The organism is Acrocarpospora macrocephala, assembly GCF_009687865.1.
In the GTDB taxonomy this organism is placed as follows: Bacteria; Actinomycetota; Actinomycetes; order Streptosporangiales; family Streptosporangiaceae; genus Acrocarpospora; species Acrocarpospora macrocephala.
Window position 1 is genome coordinate 210,021 of record NZ_BLAE01000007.1, and the last position, 24,103, is coordinate 234,123.

The 24,103-nt window shown below is 71.3% G+C and carries 23 protein-coding genes; 4 read left to right on the forward strand and 19 right to left on the reverse strand.

The genetic code is table 11. The annotated features are described in order from the left end of the window. Positions 1–40 precede the first annotated feature (40 nt). A complete protein-coding gene (locus tag Amac_RS06735; protein ID WP_155353439.1) occupies positions 41–697 on the forward strand; it encodes a TetR/AcrR family transcriptional regulator in 657 nt (218 codons plus the stop codon). Between the two features lie 53 nt (positions 698–750). Beyond that, a complete protein-coding gene (locus Amac_RS06740; protein WP_155353440.1) occupies positions 751–1,377 on the forward strand; it encodes an NADPH-dependent F420 reductase in 627 nt (208 codons plus the stop codon). Positions 1,378–1,505: 128 nt separating this feature from the next. Here the strand turns inward: Amac_RS06740 and Amac_RS06745 are convergent, their stop codons facing one another. The 9 genes from Amac_RS06745 to Amac_RS06785 form a co-directional block, all read right to left on the reverse strand. Continuing rightward, positions 1,506–3,350 carry an allophanate hydrolase gene (locus Amac_RS06745; RefSeq protein WP_155353441.1) on the reverse strand — a complete coding sequence of 615 codons (1,845 nt, stop codon included), beginning with the start codon at positions 3,348–3,350 and terminating at the stop codon, positions 1,506–1,508. Beyond that, positions 3,347–4,030 carry a biuret amidohydrolase gene (gene biuH, locus Amac_RS06750; RefSeq protein WP_155353442.1) on the reverse strand — a complete coding sequence of 228 codons (684 nt, stop codon included), beginning with the start codon at positions 4,028–4,030 and terminating at the stop codon, positions 3,347–3,349. The genes Amac_RS06745 and biuH overlap by 4 nt, the downstream gene beginning before the upstream one ends. Then, positions 4,027–4,575: an isochorismatase family protein gene (locus Amac_RS06755; protein ID WP_155353443.1), complete on the reverse strand. Its 549-nt coding sequence runs from the start codon at positions 4,573–4,575 to the stop codon at positions 4,027–4,029. Before Amac_RS06755 ends, biuH begins: the two co-directional genes overlap by 4 nt. Next, positions 4,572–5,711 (reverse strand): BMP family ABC transporter substrate-binding protein, encoded by a 1,140-nt coding sequence (locus Amac_RS06760; protein WP_155353444.1) that lies wholly within the window; start codon positions 5,709–5,711, stop codon positions 4,572–4,574. The genes Amac_RS06755 and Amac_RS06760 overlap by 4 nt, the downstream gene beginning before the upstream one ends. Before the next feature lie 13 nt (positions 5,712–5,724). Continuing rightward, positions 5,725–6,630, reverse strand: coding sequence for an ABC transporter permease (locus Amac_RS06765; protein ID WP_155353445.1), 906 nt, complete (start codon positions 6,628–6,630; stop codon positions 5,725–5,727). Then, on the reverse strand, positions 6,627–7,679 hold the full coding sequence (locus Amac_RS06770) for an ABC transporter permease (RefSeq protein ID WP_155353446.1): 1,053 nt from the start codon (positions 7,677–7,679) through the stop codon (positions 6,627–6,629). Before Amac_RS06770 ends, Amac_RS06765 begins: the two co-directional genes overlap by 4 nt. Beyond that, positions 7,679–9,193, reverse strand: a complete 1,515-nt coding sequence (locus tag Amac_RS06775) for an ABC transporter ATP-binding protein (protein ID WP_155353447.1) — start codon at positions 9,191–9,193, stop codon at positions 7,679–7,681. The genes Amac_RS06770 and Amac_RS06775 overlap by 1 nt, the downstream gene beginning before the upstream one ends. Continuing rightward, positions 9,156–9,908: a GntR family transcriptional regulator gene (locus Amac_RS06780; RefSeq protein WP_246268114.1), complete on the reverse strand. Its 753-nt coding sequence runs from the start codon at positions 9,906–9,908 to the stop codon at positions 9,156–9,158. Before Amac_RS06780 ends, Amac_RS06775 begins: the two co-directional genes overlap by 38 nt. 148 nt (positions 9,909–10,056) lie before the next feature. Then, complete coding sequence (locus Amac_RS06785) at positions 10,057–13,299, reverse strand: amidase family protein (protein WP_155353448.1); 3,243 nt, start codon at positions 13,297–13,299, stop codon at positions 10,057–10,059. Positions 13,300–13,621: 322 nt separating this feature from the next. Between Amac_RS06785 and Amac_RS06790 the strand changes: the two genes are divergently transcribed. Then, positions 13,622–14,707, forward strand: coding sequence for a Gfo/Idh/MocA family protein (locus Amac_RS06790; RefSeq protein ID WP_155353449.1), 1,086 nt, complete (start codon positions 13,622–13,624; stop codon positions 14,705–14,707). Positions 14,708–14,756: 49 nt separating this feature from the next. On the opposite strand, the gene Amac_RS06795 is transcribed toward Amac_RS06790, so the two are convergent. Further along, positions 14,757–15,440 (reverse strand): SDR family oxidoreductase, encoded by a 684-nt coding sequence (locus Amac_RS06795; RefSeq protein ID WP_246268116.1) that lies wholly within the window; start codon positions 15,438–15,440, stop codon positions 14,757–14,759. Positions 15,441–15,525: 85 nt separating this feature from the next. Here Amac_RS06795 and Amac_RS06800 point away from each other — a divergent pair, with 85 nt between their 5' ends. Beyond that, positions 15,526–15,993 (forward strand): winged helix-turn-helix transcriptional regulator, encoded by a 468-nt coding sequence (locus Amac_RS06800; protein WP_155353495.1) that lies wholly within the window; start codon positions 15,526–15,528, stop codon positions 15,991–15,993. Here the strand turns inward: Amac_RS06800 and Amac_RS06805 are convergent. From Amac_RS06805 to Amac_RS06845, 9 genes are read right to left on the reverse strand one after another with little or no spacing between them, the layout of a single operon-like run. Further along, complete coding sequence (locus Amac_RS06805; RefSeq protein ID WP_155353450.1) at positions 15,964–17,025, reverse strand: MSMEG_0565 family glycosyltransferase; 1,062 nt, start codon at positions 17,023–17,025, stop codon at positions 15,964–15,966. The genes Amac_RS06800 and Amac_RS06805 overlap by 30 nt on opposite strands. Continuing rightward, positions 17,022–17,858: a carbon-nitrogen hydrolase family protein gene (locus Amac_RS06810; protein WP_155353451.1), complete on the reverse strand. Its 837-nt coding sequence runs from the start codon at positions 17,856–17,858 to the stop codon at positions 17,022–17,024. Before Amac_RS06810 ends, Amac_RS06805 begins: the two co-directional genes overlap by 4 nt. A gap of 3 nt (positions 17,859–17,861) precedes the next feature. Then, positions 17,862–18,692, reverse strand: coding sequence for a carbon-nitrogen hydrolase family protein (locus Amac_RS06815; RefSeq protein WP_218040907.1), 831 nt, complete (start codon positions 18,690–18,692; stop codon positions 17,862–17,864). After that, entirely contained in the window at positions 18,689–20,137 is a 1,449-nt protein-coding gene (locus Amac_RS06820; protein ID WP_155353497.1) for an MSMEG_0567/sll0787 family protein, read from the reverse strand. Before Amac_RS06820 ends, Amac_RS06815 begins: the two co-directional genes overlap by 4 nt. 2 nt (positions 20,138–20,139) lie before the next feature. Beyond that, positions 20,140–21,186, reverse strand: coding sequence for an MSMEG_0568 family radical SAM protein (locus tag Amac_RS06825; protein WP_218040909.1), 1,047 nt, complete (start codon positions 21,184–21,186; stop codon positions 20,140–20,142). Positions 21,187–21,194: 8 nt separating this feature from the next. Next, positions 21,195–21,707 (reverse strand): MSMEG_0572/Sll0783 family nitrogen starvation response protein, encoded by a 513-nt coding sequence (locus Amac_RS06830; RefSeq protein WP_155353453.1) that lies wholly within the window; start codon positions 21,705–21,707, stop codon positions 21,195–21,197. A 12-nt stretch (positions 21,708–21,719) separates the two neighbouring features. Further along, positions 21,720–22,538, reverse strand: coding sequence for an amidohydrolase family protein (locus tag Amac_RS06835; RefSeq protein ID WP_155353454.1), 819 nt, complete (start codon positions 22,536–22,538; stop codon positions 21,720–21,722). Next, on the reverse strand, positions 22,535–23,806 hold the full coding sequence (locus Amac_RS06840) for an MSMEG_0569 family flavin-dependent oxidoreductase (RefSeq protein WP_155353455.1): 1,272 nt from the start codon (positions 23,804–23,806) through the stop codon (positions 22,535–22,537). Before Amac_RS06840 ends, Amac_RS06835 begins: the two co-directional genes overlap by 4 nt. Then, positions 23,803–24,069 carry an MSMEG_0570 family nitrogen starvation response protein gene (locus Amac_RS06845; protein WP_246268122.1) on the reverse strand — a complete coding sequence of 89 codons (267 nt, stop codon included), beginning with the start codon at positions 24,067–24,069 and terminating at the stop codon, positions 23,803–23,805. The genes Amac_RS06840 and Amac_RS06845 overlap by 4 nt, the downstream gene beginning before the upstream one ends. Positions 24,070–24,103 lie beyond the last annotated feature (34 nt).

Here is a 24,103-nt window from a genome sequence, read left to right on the forward strand (position 1 = left end):
GCATAATATGAGGGACCCCTCAGGTTGATAGGCTACGCGCATGGCACCCGACCCCCCGCGTCTTCGGCGTGACGCCCAGCGCAACTACGACGCGCTGGTGGCGGCGGCACGCGACGCGTTCGCCGAGCATGGGCTGGAAGCTTCCCTGGAGCAGGTGGCCAAGAGAGCCGGGGTCGCCATTGGCACGCTTTATCGGCATTTCCCGACCCGCGGGCACCTGGTCAGCGCGATCTTCTCCGAGAAGCTCCAGGCCTCTGTCGCCGCCGCGGAACAGGCGCTCACCATGAAGGACACCTGGGCCGCGTTCTGCATGCTGCTCGAAAGGTTATGTGAGCTGCAGGCGGATGACCGCGGCTTCAACGACCTCACCTCCGCCGATCCGTACGCGATCGACGACATCACTTGCATGCAGAGCCGCGTACGCGACCTGGGGACACAACTCCTCCGGCGCGGACAGCGGGAGAAGGTCATCCGCCCCGATCTCACCCCCGAGGACCTGCATCTGCTGATCTGGTCGCAGAGCCGGATCATGGAGGCCACCAGCGGCATCGCCCCCCACGCGTGGCGGCGCCATCTGCACCTGCTGATCGACGCCTACCGCGCCGACCGCGCGCACCCGATCCCCGAGGCGCCGCTCACCCCGCAGCAGCTGAGCCGCGCCATGGCCCGGCTCTGCGATCCGGCCAGGCGCCAATAAACCCCCTGACCTGGTCGGGAATCGATCCGGGGGGTGGGGGTGTTGCAGCGGGCATGGTCATTGGATTCATTGGCAGTGGAAACATCGGTGGGACCGTGGCGCGGCTGGCGGTGAACGCCGGGCACTCGGTGGTGGTGAGTAACTCGCGTGGGCCGGAGACGCTCGCTGAGCTCGTGGCCGAGCTCGGTCCGAACGCGCGGGCGGGCACCGCGGAGGAGGCGGGGAGGGCTGGGGAGATCGTGGTCGTGAGCGTGCCGTTCGGGGTTCATACGAAGGTGCCGGTCGGGCCGCTCGCGGGGAAGATCGTCATCGATACCAACAACTACTACCACGAGCGGGACGGCCGTTTCCCGGACATCGACGAGGGTCGTAACACCGACAGCGGGGCGCTTGCCGATCATCTGGGGACGGCGCGCGTGGTCAAGGCGTTCAACACCATCTACTACGTGGACCTGGGCGAGCATGGGCTCCCGGCGGGCGATCCCGCGCGGAGGGCGCTGCCGATCGCGGGTGACGATCCGGATGCGAAGCGCGTCGTGGCCGAGCTGCTGGACGAGTTCGGGTTCGACACGGTCGACGCGGGGGCGCTCGCGGAGGGCTGGCGCTTCCAGCGTGACAAGCCCGCCTACGGGCCCCGGTTCACCGCGAGCGAGCTCCGGGAAGCCCTCACCAAGGCCTGACACGGCCCGACCATCTTGAAATCGCCGGTGGCGAGCCGGCCTTCCTGAGGCTCGCCACCGCGCGTCACCGCTGTCCTATTCGCCTCCTGGCGCCGGGGTGCTGCCGGGATTGACCGTGCATGTGGGGGTCAGCCGCTGCCCCGGCTGTCCAGGTACGCGGGCCAGCTGCCGAACTCGGTGATGTCCTTGGCGTCGGCCGCGGCGTAGGACTCGCAGAGGAAGCCGTACACCTGGCTGCCGTCGAGGAGTTCGATCGTGCCGAGGCCGAGGGGGGCGGGGATCTGGACGAGGAGGCGGCCGAGGGCTTCGGGGGTGAGGTGGTGGAGTTCCACCTCGATGGATTCGCCGCCGAGCATGCGCGTCATGCCGGGGCGGTCGCCAAGGTCGAAGAGGCGGTAGGCGGGAGCGGTGCCGGCCAGCCCCTGGCAGCGCGCGCCCAGGGCGGCGAGTTGGGGGTGTAGCGGCTGCCCGGTCCGGTGCGCGCCGACGACCGCCAAGGTGGCTGCCTCCCGCATCCGCGCCTCCCCACGCGGCGTCTCTTCCAGGGGGTCCCGGGTGGCGCCGGTCATCCCGCCGGTGGCGTGGTGGAAGTCGCGGGCCAGATTGGCGAGCAGGGCGTCGGAGCCGGAGGGGCCGAGCAGGGTGAGCCCGTGCGGCCTGCCTGTGGCGGTCATTCCGGCCGGTACGGCTATCGCCGCCAGATCCAGCAGGTTGGCGAACGTGCTGTAGTGACCGAGCACCGAGTTGCGCCGGATCGGGTCGGCGGCCATCTCGGCCAGAGTGAACGTGGTCGGCACGGACGGCACCGCGAGCACATCGACCTCCGCCCAGGTGGCCGCCGTCTCGACATCCAACTCGGCGAGCCGCCGCAGGCCGCGGAACACGTCGACCCCCGTGATGTCCCAGCCTCGGGCCAGCACGTCCCGGGTGACCGGATGAATGTCATCAGGATGCCCGGCCACGAAGTCCCCGATCCCGGCGAGCCGTTCCGCCAGCCAGGGCCCTTCGTAGAGCAGGCGTCCCGCCGCGAGGAACGGCGCGAAGTCGACGGCGACGATCTCGTGCCCGAGCCCGGCCAGCTCAGCCACGGCTTCGCCGAATCCCACCCGCGCCGCCTCGTCCCCGAAGAACTCGGGGAGTTCCGGCACCCCCACCCGCAATCCCCCGGTCCCCTCCACGAGGGCGTTCCACCGGGCCTGTCCCGCCTCCGGCAAACCCCCGGGGGCGTTCCGCCGGGTCGGTCCCGCCGCCGACAATCCCCCAGTGCCCGCTCGCCGAACGTGTTCCACCGCCCCGGCCACGGCGAACCTGGAATCGCACATGATGCCGACGGCGGTGGCGGCGTCGGGGACGGACAGTGCGAAGACGCTGGCACAGTCGAGAGAGGCGCAGGCGGGGACCAGGCCGGTGGTGGGGACCAGGCCGCGGGAGGGTTTCAGGCCGACGACGCCGGTGAGCGCGGCGGGCACCCGGCCGGAGCCGGCGGTGTCGGTGCCGATCGCGAAGCTGACCAGGCCCGCGCTGACCGCCACCGCCGAACCCGAGCTGGAGCCGCCGGAGATGAGCCCCGGCACGAGGGGCGACTCGCACGCGCCATAGGGACTGCGGGTGCCCGACAGCCCGGTGGCGAACTGGTCCAGGTTGGTCTTGCCGATCAGCAGCGCGCCCGCCGCGAGCAGGCGTTCGACCAGCGGAGCCGTACGATCGGGAACGTAGGCGAAGGCGGGACAGGCGGCGGTCGTGGGCATGCCGGCGACGTCGATGTTGTCCTTGACCGCGAACGGCACTCCGTAGAGCGGACCGGGGCGGACCTCGGCGAGCACGTCCTCGATCGGGCGCAGGGTGATCCACACGCCGTCGTCGCCGCGCGCGCGGATCCGCCGGCGCACCTCCCCGACCACGTCGGCGGGGGTGAACTCCCCCGCCGCGTAGCCGCGGGCGAGCGCCGCGAACTGCAGGCTGCCGACCGTCATCCGAGCGTACGCAGGAGCGCGGAGGACGGGGCGATGGCGCCGAACACGCCGCCCTGCATGGTGACCATCTTCAGGGCGGCCTCGTAGTTGCCCTTGTCGGTGGCGCCGGTGCAGTCGGTCAGCAGCAGGCACTCGTAGCCCCGGTCGTTGGCCTCCCGCATGGTGGTGTGCACGCACACGTCGGTGGTGATCCCGGTCAGGATCAGGTGGGTGATCCCGCGCGTGCGCAGCAGCAGGTCCAGATCGGTGGCGTAGAACGCGCCCTTGCCGGGTTTGTCGATGATCGGCTCGCCCTCGCGTGGCGCCACCTCGGGGACGATCTCCCAGCCGGGCTGGCCCCGGACCAGGATCCGCCCGCACGGCCCCGCGTCGCCGATGCCCGCGCCGATCCGCTGCGAGCGCCACAGCTTGTTGGGCGGGCAGTCGGACAGGTCGGGGCGGTGCCCCTCCCGGGTGTGGATCACCAGCAGCCCGTGCTCCCTGGCCGCCGCCAGCACGGCCGCCGTAGGCTCCAGACCGGCCCGGGTGAGCGACAGGTCGTAACCCATCATGTCGACGTATCCGCCGGGACCGCAGAAGTCGACCTGCCAGTCGATGCAGATCACCGCCGTGGTGGCGGAATCGAGCTGCCCGTCGAAGGGCCACGCGTACGGCTCCGCGTTTAAAGCCTGATATTTCATGATCGCTCCATAAGAGTGGCGACGGCCGAGCGAGAGCCGACGGCGCCGAAGATACCGCCGGACATCTCGATCGTGGACAGGGCCCCCTGGCGCAGGTCCGGGGCGGCGGAGCCGCAGGCGTCCTCGACCAGCAGGCACTCGTAGCCGCGGTCGTTGGCGGCCCGCATGGTCGAGTGCACGCCGAGCTCCAGGCAGCAGCCCGCGAGCAGCAGCAGGTCACGCCCCGCCGCCCGGAGCACGGAGTCCAGGTCGCTGCCGTGGAAGCCGTCCCAGCCCGCCGCGTGCACGACCTGGTCGGGCCGGCGCGGCGGCGCCTCGGCGGGCGGGGCGGGCGGCCAGCCGGGCGGGCGCACCCGCACCGAGATGATCAGCCCGCCCGCCCCGCGCACCTGGCCGGCCAGGACCTCGACCGGGTGACCGGGGTCGACCGCCTGGCCCCGGTCGGCCGGGTGCGGGCAGGCCACCGCCAGCAGCGCCAGCCGTACCGGATCGAGACGCCCGTGCCAGGGCCAGGGGTAAGGAGTGGTGCCCGGGACGGTGGTCATGACTTCGGCAGCGAGCCGACCACGCCGGCCACGAAGTAGTCGATCTTCTCGATGGTGGTGTAGTCGGGCACCGTGCCCTCGGGGATGCGTACCTTGCCCTCCTGGTCCTTGATCGGACCAGCGAACGGGGAGCTGGTCTTCAGCAGCTCGCGGGCCTTGTCGATCTCGGCCTTGGTGGCGTCGTCCACGAGCGGGCCGTACGGCGACTGGACGAAGGGGTTCTCGCCCGTGCGGTAGCCGACGCGGAAGTTGTCGTTGTACTTCGATCCGGTGAAAGTGCCGCCGAGGGCGGTCTTCACGATGTCGGTGTAGAGCGGGCCCCAGTTCCACTGCGAGCCGGTCAGCCAGCCCTTGGGCGCGATCGCGGAGGCGTCGGCGTGGTAGCCGACCGTGAACTTGCCGGCCGCCTCGGTGGCCTTGATCACGGTGGCGGTGCAGTCCTGGTGCTGGGTGATGACGTCGACGCCCTGCTTCAGCAGGTTCGCGGCGGCCTCGGCCTGCTTGCCCGGGTCACACCAGGACGAGGTGCTGACGGTGAACGTCTGCGCGTCCGGGTTGACCGACTGGGCGCCGAGCTCGAAGGCGTTGATGTTGTCAATGGTCTGGGTGATCGGGAAGGCGTAGACGTACCCGAGCTTGCCGGTCTTGGTGGCCTTCCCGGCGGCGATCCCGGCCAGGTAGACCGGCTCGTACACGGTGCCGAAGAAGGTGCCCGCGTTCGGCGGGACCGCGGCGGTGATCAGGTTGCCCTGCTGCACGACGGCGACGTCGGGGTGCTCGGCGGCGACCTTCAGCGCGGCGTCCAGGTGGCCGTAGGAGGTGGCGAAGATGATTTTCGCGCCCTTGGCGATCATCGAGTTCATCACCCGGGCGGCGTTGTCGTCCTCGGGCACGTTCTCCGCGGTGATCACCTCCAGGTTCGGGAACGCCTTGGCCACCTCCTGGCTGCCCTGGTAGGCGGCCTGGTTGTAGCCGAAGTCGTCCTTGGGCCCGACGAAGATGAACCCGACGGCGGCCGAGTCCTTGCCCGGCGGGGTGCTCCCGGCCGTCGGCGCGGTGGCGGTGCCGGTGGTGTTCGCGGAGCAGGCGATCAGCGGGAGGGTGAGCAGGACGGCCAGCGTGGTGAGTTTTCGCATGAGGTTGTCTCTCCTAGGTGAACACGCGGCGCAGTTCCTCGGGGGCGGCACGCAGGGTGCGGCGGCCGAGGATCGCCAGGATCGCGAGGGTGATCAGGAAGGGCAGCGCGTCGAGGGCGAACTGGTTGAGCGACTCGCCCCTGGCCTGCAGCGCCGGGGCGAGAGCGAGGGCCGCGCCGAACAGGTACGACCCCGCCATCACCCACAGCGGACGCCAGGCGGCGAAGATGACCAGGGCGACGGCGATGAAGCCCCGCCCGGCGGTCATGCCCTCGAACCAGGCGTGCGCGTACGCGGTGGCGAGCTGGGCTCCCCCGATCCCGGCCAGCGCGCCGCCCGCCACGACGGCGGCGCCCCGGATGAGTCCCGGCCGGTAACCATGGACATGCAGGACATCTGCGCGCTCCCCCGCCGTGCGCAGCAGCAGCCCGCCCCGGGTCGACCGCAGCCACCACCACAGCAGCGGGGCCGCGGCGAACGACAGGTAGGTGACCGGGTCGTGCTGGAAGAGGATCTCGCCGAGCACCGGCACGTCGGCCAGGAGCGGCACCGGCACCGGGTCGAATCCGGGCGCGGCCCGGCCCACGTAGGCCGCGCCGAACAGCGAGGTCAGGCCCAGCCCGAGGAACATGACGGTCAGGCCGGTGGCGAACTGGTCGGATCGCCGCCAGACGACCATCACCGCGTGCACCAGGGCGAGCAGCCCGCCCGCGAGCGCCCCGGCCACCAGGCCCACCCACGGGCTCCCGGTCTCGGCCGCCAGCGCGTATCCGCCGAGGGCGCCCACCAGCATGGACCCTTCGGTGCCCAGGTTGACCACGCCGGCGCGCTCGGCGATCGTCTCCCCCAGCGCGGCGAACATGATCGCCGTGCCGCCCCGGACGGCGCCGGTGAGAACATCCACGACCAGGTCACTCATGACGGGCTCCTCTTGGCGGTCCAGCCGAGCACGGCGAGCAGGATCAGGGCCATCAGCACGTTGACGGTGGCGGCGGGCAGGCCGCTGTCGAGCTGGAGGCTGTCGCCGCCGACGGTGATCGCGGCGAGCATGAACGCGGCGGCCACGGCGGGCAGCGGGTTGTGCCGGGCGAGCCAGGCGGCCAGGAAGGCGATGTAGCCGATGTTGGTGGTCAGGCCCGGCCGGAGCTTGAACTCGATGCCGGCCAGGTGGATCACGCCCGCGAGCCCGGCCAGCGCCCCGCCCAGCAGCATCGCGGTCAGCAGCAGCCGGGCCACCGGCAGCCCGGCCCGGCGGGCCGCCTCCGGGTTGCCGCCGGTGACCGCGAGCCGGAAGCCGAACGCGGTGTGCCGCAGGGTGAGCCAGACCGCGGCGGCGGCCAGCAGCGCCAGGATGATCCCGGCGTGCACGGCCGTGCCGCCCAGCAGCGGCAGCCGCTGCTCGATCGCGAGCGGCGGGGTCGCGGGCTGGCCCGAGCCGTTGGCGTCCTTCCACGGCTCGTAGATGAGGTAGAGCATCACGTCGAGGGCGACGTAGTTGAGCAGCAGGGTGGTGACGGCCTCGTTGACGCCCACGGTCACCCGCAGCGCGACCGCGAGCCCGGCCCACAGCGCCCCGCCCAGCGCGCCCGCGACCAGCATGAGCGGCAGCGCCGCCGGTCCTGAGACGACCAGACCGACACCGGCCCCGGCCACCGCGCCGATGATCACCTGCCCCTCGCCGCCGACGTTGGCCAGGCCCGCCCGGGCGGGCAGGACCACGGCCATCGCGGCCAGGACGAACGGCGCGGCCTTGATCACGATCTGTTCGAGGCTCGCCCCGGTGGTCATCGAGACCACCATGTCGCCGAGCGTGGCGAGCGGGTCGGCGCCCTTGGCCAGGAGCAGGACGCTGAAGATCGCGATCGCCCCGGCCAAGGCCCCTGCCCAGCGGCCGGCCGCCGCCGCGAAACCCGATCCGGGCGAGACGAGGGGCGAGGCGACCGGGGTCGGCGTGAGCTGCGTGGTCATCAGGCACCTCCGAGCATCAGGCGGCCGATCTCCTGGCGGTCCGCGCCGCGCGCCGGCACGATCCCGGCCAGGTGGCCGTCGTGCATCACCGCGATCCGGTCGCTGATCGCGATGAGCTCGTCCAGGTCCTCGGAGACGACGAGCACGGCGGCGCCCGCGTTGCGGCGTTCCAGGAGGAGCTCCTGGGTGCGCCGGGTGGTGGCGATGTCGAGCCCGCGGCTCGGATAGGCCGCCACCACCAGCACGCTGTCGCCCCGGCCGAGCGCCCGGGTGAGCATGACGCGCTGCACGTTGCCGCCCGACAGCTCGGCGACCCGGCGGTGCCCGGCGGCCATCTGCAGGCCGACCCGGGAGTCCAGCTCGGCGGTGGTCTTGCGCACCGCGGCCCAGTCCACGTTCGCGCGGCGGCGCGGCACCGCGGGCAGGCCCAGCGCCACGTGCTCGACGATCGTCAGCCCCGGCACGACCGCGTCGGCCAGCGGGTCCTCGGGCACGTCGCAGACCCCGCGCCCCAGCGCCTGCCGTGGGCCCGTCACCTCGGCCCCGGCCACGGTGACGGAACCGGCGGAGGCCGGGCGCAGCCCGCACGCCACCTCGCACAGCTCCCGCTGCCCGCTCCCGGCCACCCCCGCGACCCCGACCAGCTCGCCGGGCCGCACCTCCAGGCTCACGTCCTTGAGCCGCCGCACGCCGCTCGCGCCGAAGGCGCTCACGCCGCGCATGGCCAGCACAGGCTCGGCCTCGTAGGGCGGCTCGGGCCGATCGGCCGGCAGGCTGGGTACGGCCCTGCCGACCATGGCCTCCACCAGCTCCGCGTCGGTGTAGCCGCCCGGATCGACGCCGCCGAGGATGACCCGGCCGCCGCGCAGCACGGTCACCCGGTCGGCGATCGCGCGCACCTCGTTGAGCTTGTGCGTGACGATCACCACGCCGTACCCGGCGGCCCGCAGCCGCTCGACCACGCCGAACAGCGCGGTGACCTCCTGGGGCGCCAGCACGCTGGTCGGCTCGTCCAGGATGACGATGCGCGAGCCGGTCATCAGCACCTTGAGGATCTCGGCGCGCTGCCGCTCCCCGATCGACAGGTGCGCCACGCGCGCCTGCGGATCGACGGCGAGCCCGTGCTCGGCCGCCGCCTCGGCGATCATGCGGGACTTCACGCCGCGCACGGCCAGGGCGACGTTCTCGGTCACGGTCAGCGCCGGGACCAGCCGCAGGTCCTGGAAGACCATGCCGATCCCGAGGGAGCGGGCCTGCGCCGGGGAGCCGACCGTGACCGGCGCCCCCTCGACGGAGATGTCGCCCGCGTCGGGGCGGTGCACGCCGTACACGAGCTTGAGCAGGGTGCTCTTGCCCGCGCCGTTCTCGCCGACGAGGGCGTGCACCTCGCCGGGCCGTACGTCGAAGTCGACCCCGTCGTTCGCGAGCACCTCGCCGAACCGGCGTGTCAGGCCCCGGACGGCGAGGAGTGGTATGTCAGTCTTGGGCCCGGTTCGGGGTTCGGTCAATGTCATGGCGCCTGCCTCGGTTGAGGGCCATCTGGGTGATCGCGCGAGCGGCGCGCCGCTCCACGACGTCCATCGACTCCCCCACGTGGCGGCGCATCGCGGTCAGCGCCTCGGCGTGCCGGCCGGCCAGGACCTCCTCGGCGATCTCCAGGTGCTGGATGATCGTGAGGGTGATGCGGTCCTCGGTGAGGAAGTCGTACATGCGCACCGCCCGGATCCGCGCGTTGACCGCGGCCAGGGTGCTCGTGAGCGCCGCGTTCCCCGACGCGCGGCTCATCGTGACGTGGAAGTCCTCGTCCATCAGGACGAACTGGGGATCGGGCTCCGGCTGGTCGTCCCGCAGCGCGCGCCACTGGTCGCGCAGCGGTTCCAGGATCGCCGGGTCGTGGGCACGCACGTCCGGGTCGAGAGCGCGGCTGATGCCGCGCAGTTCGAGAGTGATCCGCAGTTCGTAGAGATCTCTGAGGTCGGTCAGGTCTGGCTGGGCGACGTAGTAACCGCCGTCTTCACCGCGTTCCACCAGGCCGTCGGCGAGGAGCCGGACGAGCGCCTCCCGCACGGGTGTGCGGGAGACCCCGAGCTCGGCCGCCACTCGCTCCTCGACCAGCCGGGCCCTGATCGCGAAATGCCCGATCATCAGCCTGCGGCGCAACTCGCCGTAGACCTGGTCCCGCCGCAGCTTGATGGCTGGATCCCGTTCTGTATACAGACCTGTATCCACGGCATGGACGCTAAAGATGCGCTATTTCCTGACAAGTCGGCTCGGGTTAATTCGGTGTAGCCAACCCCTCACGATCCCTCGCGGGGCTTCGTACACAAAAAAGGGGCCCGCGCCGGTCGACGGCGCGGGCCCTGAAGGGGGTTGAGGGTCAGTCGGACAGGAGGCGGTCGCCGGGGTGGCAGAACTCCCCGGTGAAGAACGTGCTGCCGGGCACGCACCGCCACATGCTCGGGTTGGTGTAGCTGGGCGCCAGGCGGACGTTCGTCGCCTGTTCGAGGGCGTAGCCGTCGGCGAGCAGGGTCGCCTCGCTGAAGGCCGTGCCGACGAGGGTGACGCCGATCGGGTTGCGGCCCGCGGAGCTGGTCTGCACGCCGTATCCGGCGGGGAGCGTCAGCACCGGGTAGCCCGCGCGGTCGGCGTTACCGACGAGCGCGTTGCCGCTCGGCACCATGATGGCGTCGAAATCGTCGGACTTGTCGCCGGGCGTTCCGTTGGCGAGGATGCCGTCGATCAGCGCCTTGTTGGACGCCTTGCCGGATTCCAGGTCGGCCGTGTACGCCGCGCTGGTCGCGGGATCGGCCAGGTCTACCGCCTGGGCGGCGAGCAGCTGACCCTGCTGGTACTTGAGTCCTTCCACGGGGTTGGCGTTGTTGTAATCGATGATCGCCTGCAGCGACTTGTTCTTGTAGCCGGACAGGTAGCCGTTCAGGTCGCGCTTGAACTCCCTGGCCACGATGCTCGCCGGGTCGGGGTTCGGCGCGCCGATCGTCACCTGGGTGGTCGTGGCCCCGAGCGACTGCAGCTTGCTCACCATCGTGGCGTACGGCTCGGCCGTGTTCGCCACGACGGCGATCTTCTTGCCCTGCAGGGCGGTCGTGGTCAGGCCCGCGGTGTAGTCCTTGACGGGCGCGCCCGCCGTGGCCGGGTCGGCCGCGTCCGGCCCGGCCAGGACCGTGAGCGCGCTCGCCGTGTCGTACACCGTGCGGGCGATCGGCCCCGGCGCGTCCTGCGACCGGGCGACCGGCAGCACGCCGGCGCGGCTGACCAGGCCGACCGTCGGCTTCAGCCCGACGACGCCCGCCGCGTCGGCGGGAGCCACCAGCTGGGCCGAGTCGAGCGAGGTCTCCATGCCCACGGTGAACGCCGCGAGCCCGGAGGCCGTCGCCGCCGCCGAACCGGCGGAGGAACCGGCCGGGGTCTTGTCCGTGTCGGACGGCAGGAGCACCTGACCGGCCAGCGAGGAGTACCCCTTCGGCAGGTTCGCGTCGAACACGCCGTTCAGCTCGGTGATGTTCGTCGTGCCGAGGATGATCGCGCCGGCGGCCTTGAGCTTGGCCGCCACCGTCGAGTCGTCCTTCGGCTCGAGGTCCTGCATCGCGATCGAGCCGCCCGTGGTCGCCAGGTCGTCCACGTCGAACCCGTCGTTGAGCAGCACGGGGATGCCGTACAGCGGCGGGCGTACCGGCCGCTTGTCCGTCGGGTTGGCGTTGTCCTTCTTGTACTTGTCCTTGTCCCAGTCGAGCCGGCGCGCCTCCTTGATGGCGTCCTCGTTGATCGAGCGGACCGCCTGGGTGGCCGGGCCCTCGGCGTTGGTCAGCGCGATCCGGTAGAGGTAGGCCCTGACCAGGGCCTCCGAGCTCAGCTTGTTGGACAGCAGCCGGGCCTTGAGGCTCTGCACCGACTCCGTCTCCAGCGAGAACGGCAGCGGCCTGGGCTCGTAGCCGAGCAGGTCCATGATCGTGTCATAGTCGGGGTTGCAGTGCTCGCGCTCGCTGTACGGCGGCGCGGGAACCGTCTTGGCGCAGCGGTACATGCTCGGGTTCACCGAGCTGGCCGGCTGGCGCAGGTGGGTGCCCTGCTCGATGACGTATCCGACGCCCAGCAGGTCGAACTCGCTGTAGGCGTTGCCGTGGACCTGGACGGCCACCGCGCGCCGCTGCGTGGCGGAGTACCCCATCGGGATCGTGATCGTGGGGTATCCGGCCTGCGGCCCGTTCGGCACGCTGCCGAGGATCGCGATCACCGGGTCGGCGGGCTGGGTCGGGTCGGAGTTGGGGTAGGTCACCATGTCGTTGATGGCCTTGTGCCAGGCGGCCTTGCGGATGGCGAGGTTCGTCCGGTACGCGGCCTCGTTGGCTCCGCCGGGGGTGACGTCGGAGAGCGACGAGTTCAGGTGGTTGTTGTTGCCGTATTTCAGGGCCTGGTGGGCGTTGGCCTGATTGTCGGCGACTTCCTGGACCAGCGACTGGATCGGCGCCTGCGGGCCGAGCCGCTTGTAGTACTCGTCGATGCTCTTGTGCTGCTCGTACCCGCTGGGCAGGCTCGGCAGCGCGGGGATGGACACGCTCGGCCGCAGCACCATGATCGCGCCCGCGGCGGTCAGCGCGTCGTAGGCGATCTTGAGCGGGCTGCCGTCGGTGAGGGTGCCGTTGTAGCCGATCTTCTTGCCCTGGACGAAGTCGACGTCCAGCGCTTTCATATAGTCCGGCAGTTGCGCCGGGAGCGCGGGGATGATGCCGGTGGCGATGTAGTCGTCGCCGAACATCGCGCGGTAGCCCGCGTCGGCGTCCGGGTCGGGACCGGCGATCGAGGCGAGCGTCATCGCCGCGTCCGACACGGAGCGGACCATCGGCCCCGCCGTGTCCTGCGAGGCGCTGATCGGCGCGATGCCGTACCCCGGGACGAGCCCGACGGTCGGCCGGAGCCCGACCAGGCTCTGCGCGTTCGACGGGCTGATGATCGAACCCGACGTCTCGGTGCCGATGCCCAGCGTGGACATGGCCGCCGCCATGGCCGTGCCGGTTCCGGACGAGGAGCCGCTGGGGTTCTGGTCGGTGTCAAGCCCGTGCAGGACCTGCCCGGTGAGGTTGCCGAAACCTGACGGCTGGCTGCCGAAGCTGTTGGCGTATTCGGAGAGGCCGAGCTTGCCGAGGATCACGACCCCGCTGGCGCGGAGTTTCTTGGTGATGCCCGCGTCGGTCGCCGGGTAGGAGTCACGCAGGGAGTAGTTGCCGGCCGAGGTGTACATGCCGGTGACGTCGATCAGGTCCTTGAGCAGGATGGGCAGCCCGTGCGCGGGGCCGAGGACCTGGCCCTTCGCCCGCAGCTTGTCGGCCTGCGCCGCGTCCTTGAGCGCGTCCTTGTTGAGCTGGGTCACGGCGTTGAGCCCCGGACCGCGCTTGTTCAGCGCGTCGATCCGGTCGATATAGGCCTGGGTGAGCTGGACGGAGGTGAGCTGTCCCTTGGCCATCATGTCCACTGCCTGGGCGCCGGTGAGCGTTTCCAGGTCGAGTACGGGCGGCTTGGGTTTGGCCGTGGCGGCCGTGGGGGCGAGCGTCGTCGTGAGGGTGAGGGAGAGTAAGGCGATGAGGGTGAAGCGCAATCTGTGCACCACGTGCTCCTTGAGGAACCCGGTAATGCCGTGACCGTATAGACGGCCAGTTACAGCCAAATGTCCGGAATGTTCCCGGCCCGAAACCAAAGATCATGGGTCCGAATCTGGGCGCAATGTACTGATGGATCCCGTGGTGGGCGATTTCCTACGCGCCTGATCAGCAGCCCAGCAAGCGTAAATGATAGAACTAATGTGACGCTTGAGGCGTTTGTTCCATGCGACCCAGAAGGGGCAGTTATGTGTCCGCTGGGTGTCACGGATGTCCTTGAACCCTGGCGGCGCCGGCAGATCGACTCTCTTTCGCAGGAAGGAAAGCGTGATGGGTGCACAGTCCGCGGGCCGTTTCGGGTTGGTGGGCAGCGGGTGGCGTTCGGAGTTCTTCGTTCGTCTGGCCAGGCAGTTACCTGAGCGGTTGTCGGTTTCGGGCGTGGTGACGCGATCGGCCGAGCGGGGGGCCGAGGTCGAGTCCCAATGGGGAGTGCCGGCGTTCCGCTCCATCGGGGACATGCTCGCGGCCGGACGGCCCGAATTCGTCATCACGTCGGTGCCGTGGCCGGTCAACCCGGTGGTGATCAAGGAGCTCGTGGAATTCGGCGTCCCGGTGCTGGCGGAGACCCCGCCTGCCGCCGACCTGGACGGGCTGCGCGACCTGTGGGACGCCGTCGGTTCGAGCGGTCTGGTGCAGGTGGCCGAGCAGTACCTGCACATGCCGGGACACGCGGCGAGGCTGGCCCTGGTCCGCGAGGGCGTGATCGGCGAGGTGACCTCCGTCCAGGTGTCGTCCACGCACCTCTACCACGCCGTCTCGATGATCAGGCACCTGCTGGGAGCGGGCTTCCAGGAGGCTGCCGTCAGCGCCCGATCCTTCACCGCGCCCCTGGCCAATCCGCTGTCCAGGGACGGATGGACCGGCGACTCCACCCCGAAACCGGCGTCCACCACGATCGCCACCCTGGAGTTCACCGGCGGCATGGGCCTCTATGACTTCACCGACAACCAGTGGTGGAACCCGCTGCGCGCCCGCCGGATCGTCATCCGCGGATCCCTGGGCGAGGTGGTGGACGACCGCGTCGTCCGCTTGGCCGACCCGAGAACCCCCGTCGAGTCCCCCCTCATCCGCCGCCAGACCGGAATCGACCTGAACCTCGAAGGCTTCGACCTGGACCACATCAGCTTCGACGGCCGCGTGGTGTACAGGAATGAGTGGCAGGGCGCCCACTTCTCCGAGGACGACCTGGCCGTCGTCAGCCTCCTGTGCCAGATGACGGCCTGGTGCCGGGACGAAGCCGCTGAACCCTACCCTCTGGCCGACGGCTGCCAGGACCACCAGATCAGCCTGGCCATCGGAGAGTCCCTGCGCTCCGGAACCCCTGTCACCACCACCCGCGAAGCCTGGGCCCAGTAGATCACGACCCCGGTTGAAGCCTCGGAGGCCACTTTCAAGGGCCCACACCCTAGGCCAGGGGCTCCGACAGGTTCCGTTTGACCGTGCGGCTGACGTCGTCGGCGAGGATCTCCGCTGCGCCGGAGGCGATCCCGTCCAGGGCGAGCGCGGCGACCACCGCCGGGTCCACCTTGTTCTCGGGCGCGACGGACGCGGCCATGTCGGTGTCCATGTAACCGACGTGCAGGCTCGCCACGTGGATGCCCTTCGGCGCGAGCTGCTGCCGGACGGCGTTGGTCATGGCCCATCCGGCGGCCTTGCCCGCCGCGTAGGCGCCGTACCCCGGCGGGTGGGCCCAGGAGAGCACGGACAGCACGTTGAGGATCGCGCCGCCGCCGTTGGCCTCGATGATCGGCGCGAACGCCCGCGTCACAGCGAGCGGGCCGAAGTAGTGGCTCTCCATCTCCAGGCGGATCTTGTCGAAATCGCCGTCGATCAATGACGTGTGGGTGGAGATGCCCGCATTGTTGATCAGCAGGGTGACGTCGGAAGCCTCCTGGGCCGCCTTCGCCACCGTTTCCGGCTTGGTGAAGTCCAGTTCGAGTAGCACCGCGCCGGGCACGTCGACGGTCTCGGGCCTGCGGGCGGCGGCGTAGACCTTCGCCCCGCGGTCGATCAGCTGGGTGACGAACCGGCGGCCGAGCCCGCGGTTGCCGCCGGTCACGATCGCCACCGAATTCTCGATCTTCATCATGCTTCCCCTTCTGGCTTGGTAAAACCAAGCTAGCATCAAACTTGGAATAGGCAAGCAAGGGGGTAGCCTGTGCGGTGTGAGGAGGATGACTCGCCGCGCCCTGCAGGACAGCGACTGCTCCATCCAGCGCAGCCTCGAGGTGATCGGGGATCCCTGGACGGTGCTGATCCTGCGTGAGGCGTTCCTGGGCACCACACGTTTCAGCGACTTCGTCGCCGCCATCGGCATCTCCACCGACCTGCTCGCCGACCGCCTCGCGGTGCTGGTCGAGGCGGGTGTGATGGAGAAGCGCCCCTACTCCGAACCGGGGAAACGCACCCGGTACGGCTACCTCCTCACCCCTACGGGCATGGAGTTGCGCGTCGTGCTCGGCGCGCTCCAGCAATGGGGGGACGCGCATCGCCTGCTCGGCGGCTCCCCGTCCATGGAACGCCGCAGCCGCACGACCGGGCAGCGTCTGGAGGTGGCGTTCGTGGACGAGTCAGGCCAGGCGGTGGCTTTGGGCGACGTCGAGTTCGTGCCCTCAGCCGGTCAGCGAGGCGTACAGGTCTAGATGGGCCTGGGCGGCGGCCGTCCAGGTGTGCCGGAAGGCGAGCGTGCGGCCCGCCGCGCGCATTGACGGATCTGAGATGGTGGCGGCTTCGCGGATCGCGGTGGCGAACGCGGGGACGTCGGCCGCGTAGCGCGCGGCGCCGGTGAAGACTTCGCGGAAGACGGGGAGGTCGCGGGTCACCAGGGGGACTCCGGCGGCCAGCGCTTCCATGGCGGCCAGTCCGAAGCCCTCCTTCGTGGAGGGGAAGGCGAACACGGCGGCTCCCGCGACCAGGGCGGGCAGTTCGTCGTGGGCCACCGGCCCGAGAACCTCGGGGCGCACGCCGAGTTCGGCCGCGCGGGCTTCCCAGGCCGCCCGGTAGTCGCGGTAGTCGAACAGGGTCTCGCCGCCCGCGATCACCAGCCGGTGCTCGGCCGGGTCCAGCAGAGCGTAGGCCTCAAGCAGGTCGATCGAGCCCTTCCGCGGCTCGATCCCGCCCACCGTCAGGATGTACGGCCCGAGCCGGGCCCGCCACCGCTCCCCCGAAGCCGACGCGAACCGGGCCGCGTCGACGCCGTTGGGGATGACCGTCGCCTTGATGCCCCACCCGTCGGCGAGTTCGGCCGCGACCACCGCGGAGACGCAGACGTGCGCCCACGGCCGCGTGATGGCCCGCTCGTGGCAGGCGGCCAGCTCCGGCGTGGTGAAGTGGTCGATGTGGTGAACAGTCCGGATACAGGGTCCGGCCGCGTTGGCGCTGATGCAGTCCTGCGCGTGCACGATGTCGTACGACGAGGGGTCGAAGGCGTCGCCCAGCAGGGCGATCGACCGCAGTACCCGCTCCCCCAGGCTTTCACCCTCAACGTCGGGGCACGGCACGATCCTGACCCGCACCCGGGGATCGACCGGCCGGAAGAAACCCAGATCCCCGCCCCTGCCGAGCGACCACACGGTCACGTCCGCGTTCAGCCCGGCCAGCGCCTCGGCGAGCGCGAGCGTGTGCACGACCCCGCCGCGCGGCTTCGTCGAGTACGTGAGCAGCGCGATCCTCACCCGGAACCGGCCCGGTAGCTGCCCGGCCGACGCTCGCCGATGTGGTTGAGCACCCGGCGCGCGTTGGCGATCTCCGCGGCCACGTCCAGTTCGGCGACCGCGAGGCCCGCCTTGGACCAGGTCCTGGCGAGGATGTCCCCGCCGGGCCCGACCACCTTGGCCTGGCCGAGGAAGCGCATCCCGCCGAGCGCCCCCGTCTGGTTGGAGGAGGCCACCACGACCTGGTTCTCGGCGGCGCGGGCGCAGTCGTACAGGTCGAAGAGGCGGGACTGGCGGTCCTGGGCCATCCGGGGGGCGCGGTTGGTGATGCTGGTGGGCCACGCGGACAGGCAGGCGATGATCTCGGCGCCGTCCAGGGCCAGGCTGCGGGCCGACTCGGGGAAGGTCTTGTCGTAGTCGATCAGCATGCCGATCCGCCCGGCCGGGGTGTCGAACGCGTCGAACCGGTCGCCGGGGTCGTAGGCGGCGACCTCGCCCGCGGGCAGGTGCACCTTGCGGTGGCGGCCGAGCACGCCGTCGCCGGTCACGCAGACGGCGGCGTTGTAGCGGCGGTCGCCGCCGGCTTCGCAGTAGCCGACGCAGACCACCATTTCGGCGGCCAGTTCGGCGACCTGTTTGAGCAGCGGATCGTCCGGGTCGAGCGCGGGCGGCAGCGCGTCGGGGTCGGGGTGCCGCAGGTCGGCGAGGTAGCCGCCGAGCGCCGCGTCGGGCAGCACGAGCAGGCCCGCGCCCGCCTCCCGCGCGTCCGCCACCAGCTTGGCGATCCGGCGCAGGTCGAACTCCAGGTCGCGGCCGAAGTGCGCGGAGGCCGCGGCGATCCGTAGCGTTGCCACGAGTCAGGATCCTCCCACGGGAACCGCGTACGTCTCGGGGCGGCGGTCGCGCAGGTGGCCCATGGACCGCCGCGCGGCGGCGAGCGCGGCCTGGACGTCGAGTTCCGCCACCGCCATGCCGCCGTCCACGGGGGTGCTCGCGAGGATCTCCCCACCCGGGCCGACGATCTTGGCCCGGCCGACGAAACGCAGATCGCCGAAGGAGCCCGACTGGTTGGCCGACAGCCAGACCACCTGGTTCTCCAGCGCCCGTGCCTGGTCGAACAGGTCGAACCGGTGCGTCCACCGGTCGTCGGCCAGGTCAGGGGCCGGGTTGGTACGGCTCGCCGGCCACGCCGACACGCACACCACGATCTCCGCCCCGTCCAGCGCGAGCGCCCTGGCCGACTCGGGAAACGCCTTGTCGTAGCAGATCAGCATGCCCAGCCGCCCGACCGGCGTGTCGAAGGCGGCGAACCCGTCACCCGCCGCGTAGGAGCTGTCCTCGCTGAGCGGCTGGTGCACCTTCCGGTGGTGACCGAGCACGCCGTCGCCGGTCACGCACACGACGCTGTTGTAGCGCAGGCCCGCGTCCGACTCGCAGTATCCGGCGCAGACGACCATGTCCCCCGCCAGGCTGCGCAGCCGCCGCATCTCGGGACCGTCGGCCGCGAGCGCGGGCGGCCCTTCGGCGTCGCCGTCGAGGTTGGCCAGGTAGCCGCCGAGGCAGGCCTCGGGCAGGGCGAGCACCCGCACCCCGTCGGCTCTGGCCCGGCCGGTCAGGTCGGCGATCCGGGCGAAACACTCCTCCATGTCCCGCCCGAACGGCGCCGCGACCGCGGCCATCCTGATCATGCCGGTCCCATTCCGGTGACGGGCCCGCTGAGCGCCTCGGTCAGCTCGCCGTCCGGCCAGCGCAGCCGTACGCCACGGCCGGAGGTGAGCTCGCCGCACTCGGCGCCGGTCGCGGGCCCTGCCGGCAGGCCGGGCGCGCCCGGGGCATCGGCGGTGAGCATGGCGAAACCGGGGAAACACGTCAGCCAGTCGCCCATGGTGGCCCCTTGCGGCCGCGGCAGTCGGGACATATCCAGAACCGCGCCACAGGAACTGGCCTCCGCCAGCATGCCGAGCGTCCCGGCGATTCCGGCCATGGACACGTCCTTGGCCGCTGCGGGCTTGGCCGCCCCAACCGCGCCGATCATGGTGCGAAGCTCGCCGGGGGTGCGGATCGACGTGGAATCCCACTGCCGTCCCGTGTAGCCGGGCCGCCAGCGCCCGCCCAGATCCGCGGTGAGCCGCACCCGCTGCCCCGGACGCCCACCACCACCGGGGACCGGATGGGAGGTACGACCGAGTGCCGTCACCGACAACGCCGCCGGAACGCCGAACTGGGTGTGGCCGCCCAGCACCGGCACCCCGTACACGTCGGACGCCCGGTGCAGCCCCGCCAGCACCCGGGCCGCGAACGAGGCGTCCCGCGCGCCGAGCGCGTCCAGCAGCCCGACCGGAGCCGCGCCCATCGCGGCCAGGTCGTTCACGTTGACCAGGACGGCACACCAGCCCGCCCAGTCAGGGTCCCGTTCCACCATCGACGGCAGGATCGCGTCACAAGCCGCGACCAGATCGCCGCCGGGCACCGGCGCGCCGTCGTCGCCGACGAAGCCGCGCCCGCCGAGGTCGAGCCCGCGCAGCAGCGGCCCCAGCGCGGCCTTCCCGGCGGCCGCCGCCGCGACCCGGCCGATCGGCCAGCGCATCAGCACGTGCGGCACACCCTGGACGGACACCGGCCGGACCCGCCGCCAGCCGAGGCGGACGAACAGCGACTCGTGCCTGGCCTGCACGTCGGCGTCGAACCGCACCACCCCCGCCTCCTCGGCGTGCGCGCAGGCGGCGCGGACCAGAGCCGGGCCGACGCCGGGGGCGCCGCGCTGCCCGGGCGCCACCACCAGCCGCCCGCCACGCCACCACCCGAGGTCCGGCCCGTCGGCGGCGGGACCCAGCCGGACCCCGCCGATCACGGCTCCGGCCGGGTCCCTGGCCACCAGCACCACGGTCCGCGGGTCGTCGTCGTGGAAGTCCAGGTCGCTGTCGCCGAACAGGCCCTGGTCCTCCACGAACACCCGCCGCCGCAACATCCGGTAGGCGAACACGGAGCCCCGATCATCGGCCCGCCCGATCGTGAACGGCCGGGGCGGCCGGGGGCTCTCCTGGCCGAGCAGGGCGGGCACGTCCACCGGCCACGGTTCCGCGTGCCATCCTTCGACCCCGAGCAGGGCGTCGCAGACCGACTCGGTGAGCATGGTCACCCGCCCGCCATCGCCAGCGCGCTGCACGCCCCGCAGGCCGCACAGCCTGCCTGCTGATCGGAACCGGTCATCCCGGCCGCCTTGAGCCGGGCCGCCACCCGCTCGGTGACCTCCCTGACCAGCTCCTTGGACGGCGCCGCGACGCCGTCCCAGCGTGCCAGCGTGCCCGCCATCGGCCGCAGCGGCACCACGAACGGATACACGCCCCGCTCGATCAGCCCGGCCGCGCCCGCGACCAGCTCGTCGGCGTCCTCCCCCAGCCCGACCAGCAGGTACGTCGAGACCCGGTTCCGCCCGAAGACCCGGACCGCCTCGTCCCACGCCGCCTCGTACGCCGCCAGCGGCACGCCCGCCTTGCCCGGCATCCACCTGCGCCGGACCTCGTCGTCGAGGGACTCCACGTGAATGCCGATCGCCGCGGCCCCCGCCTCCCGCAACCTGCCGATCCAGGCCAGATCCTCAGGCGGCTCGCACTGCACCTGAACGGGCAACCCGGGCACGGCCGCCAGCACCGCGCGCACGCTCCGGACCAGCACCCGGGCGCCCCGGTCGGGCCCGCTGGTGGTGCCTGTCGTCATCACCATCTGGCGCACGCCGTCCAGCCGGACGGCCGCCTCGGCGACCTCGGCCAGCTGCGCCGGGGTCTTGGCGGCGACCGTCGCCCCCGAGCGCAGCGACTCCTCGATCGCGCAGAAACGGCAACGGTCGGCTTCGCCGTACCGGATGCAGGTCTGGACGACCGTGGTGGCCAGCACGTCGGAGCCGTGCAACTTCGCGATCTTCTCGTACGGCACGCCGTCGGCCGTGACCAGGTCGTAGAAGCGCGGGCGCCGGACCGGGCGGATGGCCAGGCCGGTGTCCGTGCCGCCCAGGTAGAGGCGGCCGTCGCGCACGACGTACGGACTGTCGGGGTTGAGGGGGATCGCGGCGTCGGCGCCGTCGACCACGAGGTGGCCGTCGTCGCTGGGCCCCGCGCCCCCCTTGCGGCGCACTGGCGCGTCGAGCCGTACGCCGCGGATGGCGACGTCGACCCGGGTTCCCATCCGGTCCATCAGAACATGTACGTCGAGTTGATGATCGCGCCCTTGCGGGCGTAATGGATGAGCGCGTCCTGCACGTCCAGCGGATGCGTCGGGATCACGCCCTCGATCAGGTCCTCCTCGCGGGCGCCGTGCAGGGACAGGCCGAAGCGGCAGCAGAAGACCTTGCCGCCCTCGGCGATGAACGTCTTGAGCGAGTTGTTGATGTTGTGCTCGCCGGGGAAGGCCGAGTTGCCGGTGGTCGGGAAGCCGCGGGTGGCCAGGCAGTTCAGCGAGCCGGGGCCGTAGAAGTAGATCGCCGACTCGAAGCCTTTGCGGAGGGCGCGGGTGGCCTGGAGGATCGCGACGAAGCTGACCGAGGATTCGTGGGCGATGCCGTGCACGAGGGTGAAGTAGGTTTCGCCGTTCTCGGCCTTGTAGTCGGGGAAGACCTTGGTGTCTCCGTAGAGGCTGGAGCCTTCGGGGAGCGAGGGGTGCGGGATCTCGGTAAGGCTCGCTTGCTCGAGTTCGGTGAGGTCGGCCATGGGTTTACTCCTTTATCCGTAGAGCTTTTCGAAGGTGTCGTGGAAGACCAGCCGGGACAGCTCGCCGTCGCCGACGGCGGCGCGGAGCCGGGCGTGCTCCCCGGGGTGGTCGCCCCAGGGCTCGTCGCTGGCGAACAGCAGCCGGTCGTGGCCGACGCCACGGCGGCCGATCTCCCGGACCAGCCAGCGGGGGGTGAATCCGATGGCCCAGGAGAGGTCGGTGTAGACGCGCTTGCCGGCTTCGATCCAGTCGAAGAACCGGTGGCCGGCGAGCTTGATGTGGCCGCTCGCGCCGCCGCCGAAGTGCACGAGGTGGATGGCGACGTCGTCGGCGTACCAGTCGACGAGGCGGCCGATCTCGTCGATGTCGGAGGCGGCGCCGGGTGAGGTGTGGACGTGGACGACCAGGTTGTGGCGGGCGGCGGTGGCGAAGATGTGGTCCAGGAGGGGGCGGCAGGTCTCGTCGGCGGGGTGGCCGCCGAGGAGGAAGCTCAGTTTGAGGGCGCGTACTCCTGGTTCTCCGGCTAGGGCGAGGGCCGCTTCCGTACGGGACTGGTCGGCGGGGCGGGGGGAGACCCAGAGCCCGCAGCGGACGCGGTCGTCGCGGGTGGCGGCTTCGAGGCAGAGCTCGTTGAAGGAGAACGCGATGTCCGGGTCGGGTACGCCGTAGTTGGGGATGACCAGGGCGCGTTCGGTGCCTTCCGCGTCCATGTCGGCGAGCAGTTCGGCGATGGTGGCGCGGGCACCGATGTCGGGGTTGACCGGCGGGCCGCCGTAGAAGGGGTAGCTGGGGAGCACTCCGAGGTGGCGGTGGGCGTCGGCGGTCATCATGTCCCTAGCAGTTCGGGGTGGACGAAGTAGGCCGGGGTGGCCTTCGCTGGGGGCGCGGCGGAGGCGACGTGCCTGGCCAGGTGTTCCGCGTCGCGGCCGACGCCGACGAAGCGGCCGGAACCCCAGGTGTGCTGCCAGGGCAGGCCCAGGAAGTAGAGGCCGGGGCAGCGGGTGACGCCGCGATCGTGCGCCGGGTAGCCGGTGCCGTCGAAGACGGGGACGCGGATCCAGCCGTAGTCGCGCCGGAAGCCGGTGGCCCAGACGATCGCGCCCAGGCTGGTGGCGTCGAGTTCGCCAGGCTCGTCGGGCGGCTCCCATACCCGGATATATCGGGATTCGGTGGGGGCGTCGATGCCGTGGAGGTCGATGTAGGTGTCGATCGAGTCCTTGATGCCCTCGGAGACCGCGTCGGCATGGTCCAGATTGCGGCGCAGGTCTTGGGCGAAATGGAGGGTTGCGCCGGTGACTTCGGAGAGGCGGCCGTACAGGCGCATGCCGTCGCGGGCGAAAGCGCGCAGGTCGATGTCGCGCCCGCCGTCCCGGCCGGTCACGTAGTGGTTGGCGCGCGCCCGGACCGCGTCCGGGTCGTCGAACTCGCTGATCGGCCGGTCGTAGTGACCCATCAGGTCCAGCCAGGCCACCACGTCCCTGCCCCGATACCGCCGGGCGACCCGCGGCGCGCCGCCCACCGCCAGGTGCACCTCGCGTCCCGCCAGATGCAGATCCTCGGCGATCTGGCAGCCCGACTGCCCGCTGCCCACCACCAGCACCAGGCCAGGCGGCAGCGCGCCCGGATTGCGATACTCCGCCGAGTGCGCCTGCGGCACCGCGATCCGCTCGGCCATCCTCGGCACGCTCGGCGTCTGGTACGGCCCGGTGGCCACCACCACCTGATCCGCCGTCATCGTGCCCCGGTCGGTGACGATCTCGAACCGCTCCCCCGCCGTGAGCCGCAGCGCGGCCACCCCCTCCAGGACGGGCGGCGCGAACGACTCGGCGTACGCCTCCAGGTAGTTCACGATCTCCTCGCGGAGCATGAAACCGTCCTCGTCGTCCCCCGCGTACGGGAAACCCGGCAGGCGGCACTGCCAGTTGGGGGTCACCAGGCAGAAGGAGTCCCAGCGCCGGGAACGCCACTCCTCGCCGACCCGGCCACGTTCCAGCACCACGTGGCCCACCCCGCGCCGGGTCAGGCAGTGGCTCATCGACAGCCCCGCCTGCCCGGCGCCGATGATCGCCACCGGGTGGTGCGCGCCGTCCAGATTCATCTCTCGAATCCCTCGACGAGCACGTCACCGGGCTGACCGGCGGCTTTCTCCACTATCTCGGTGAGTTGCTGGGCGGCAGCCGTACAGGCGAATCCATATTTCGCCGCGACACGGTCGCTCGCGATTCGGAGCGCGTTTTCGCAGCGCGCCACGAAATCGGCTGTCGGGTATGCTTGGCCTGGGGAAAGGTAATCCTCGACCACCAGGGAGGGCGAGTAGCAGCGTTGCACGGAACCATCCGGCCAGCGCACCCGGAAATACATTTCAGGCACTCGTACCTCCGCCGAAGAATCGGTC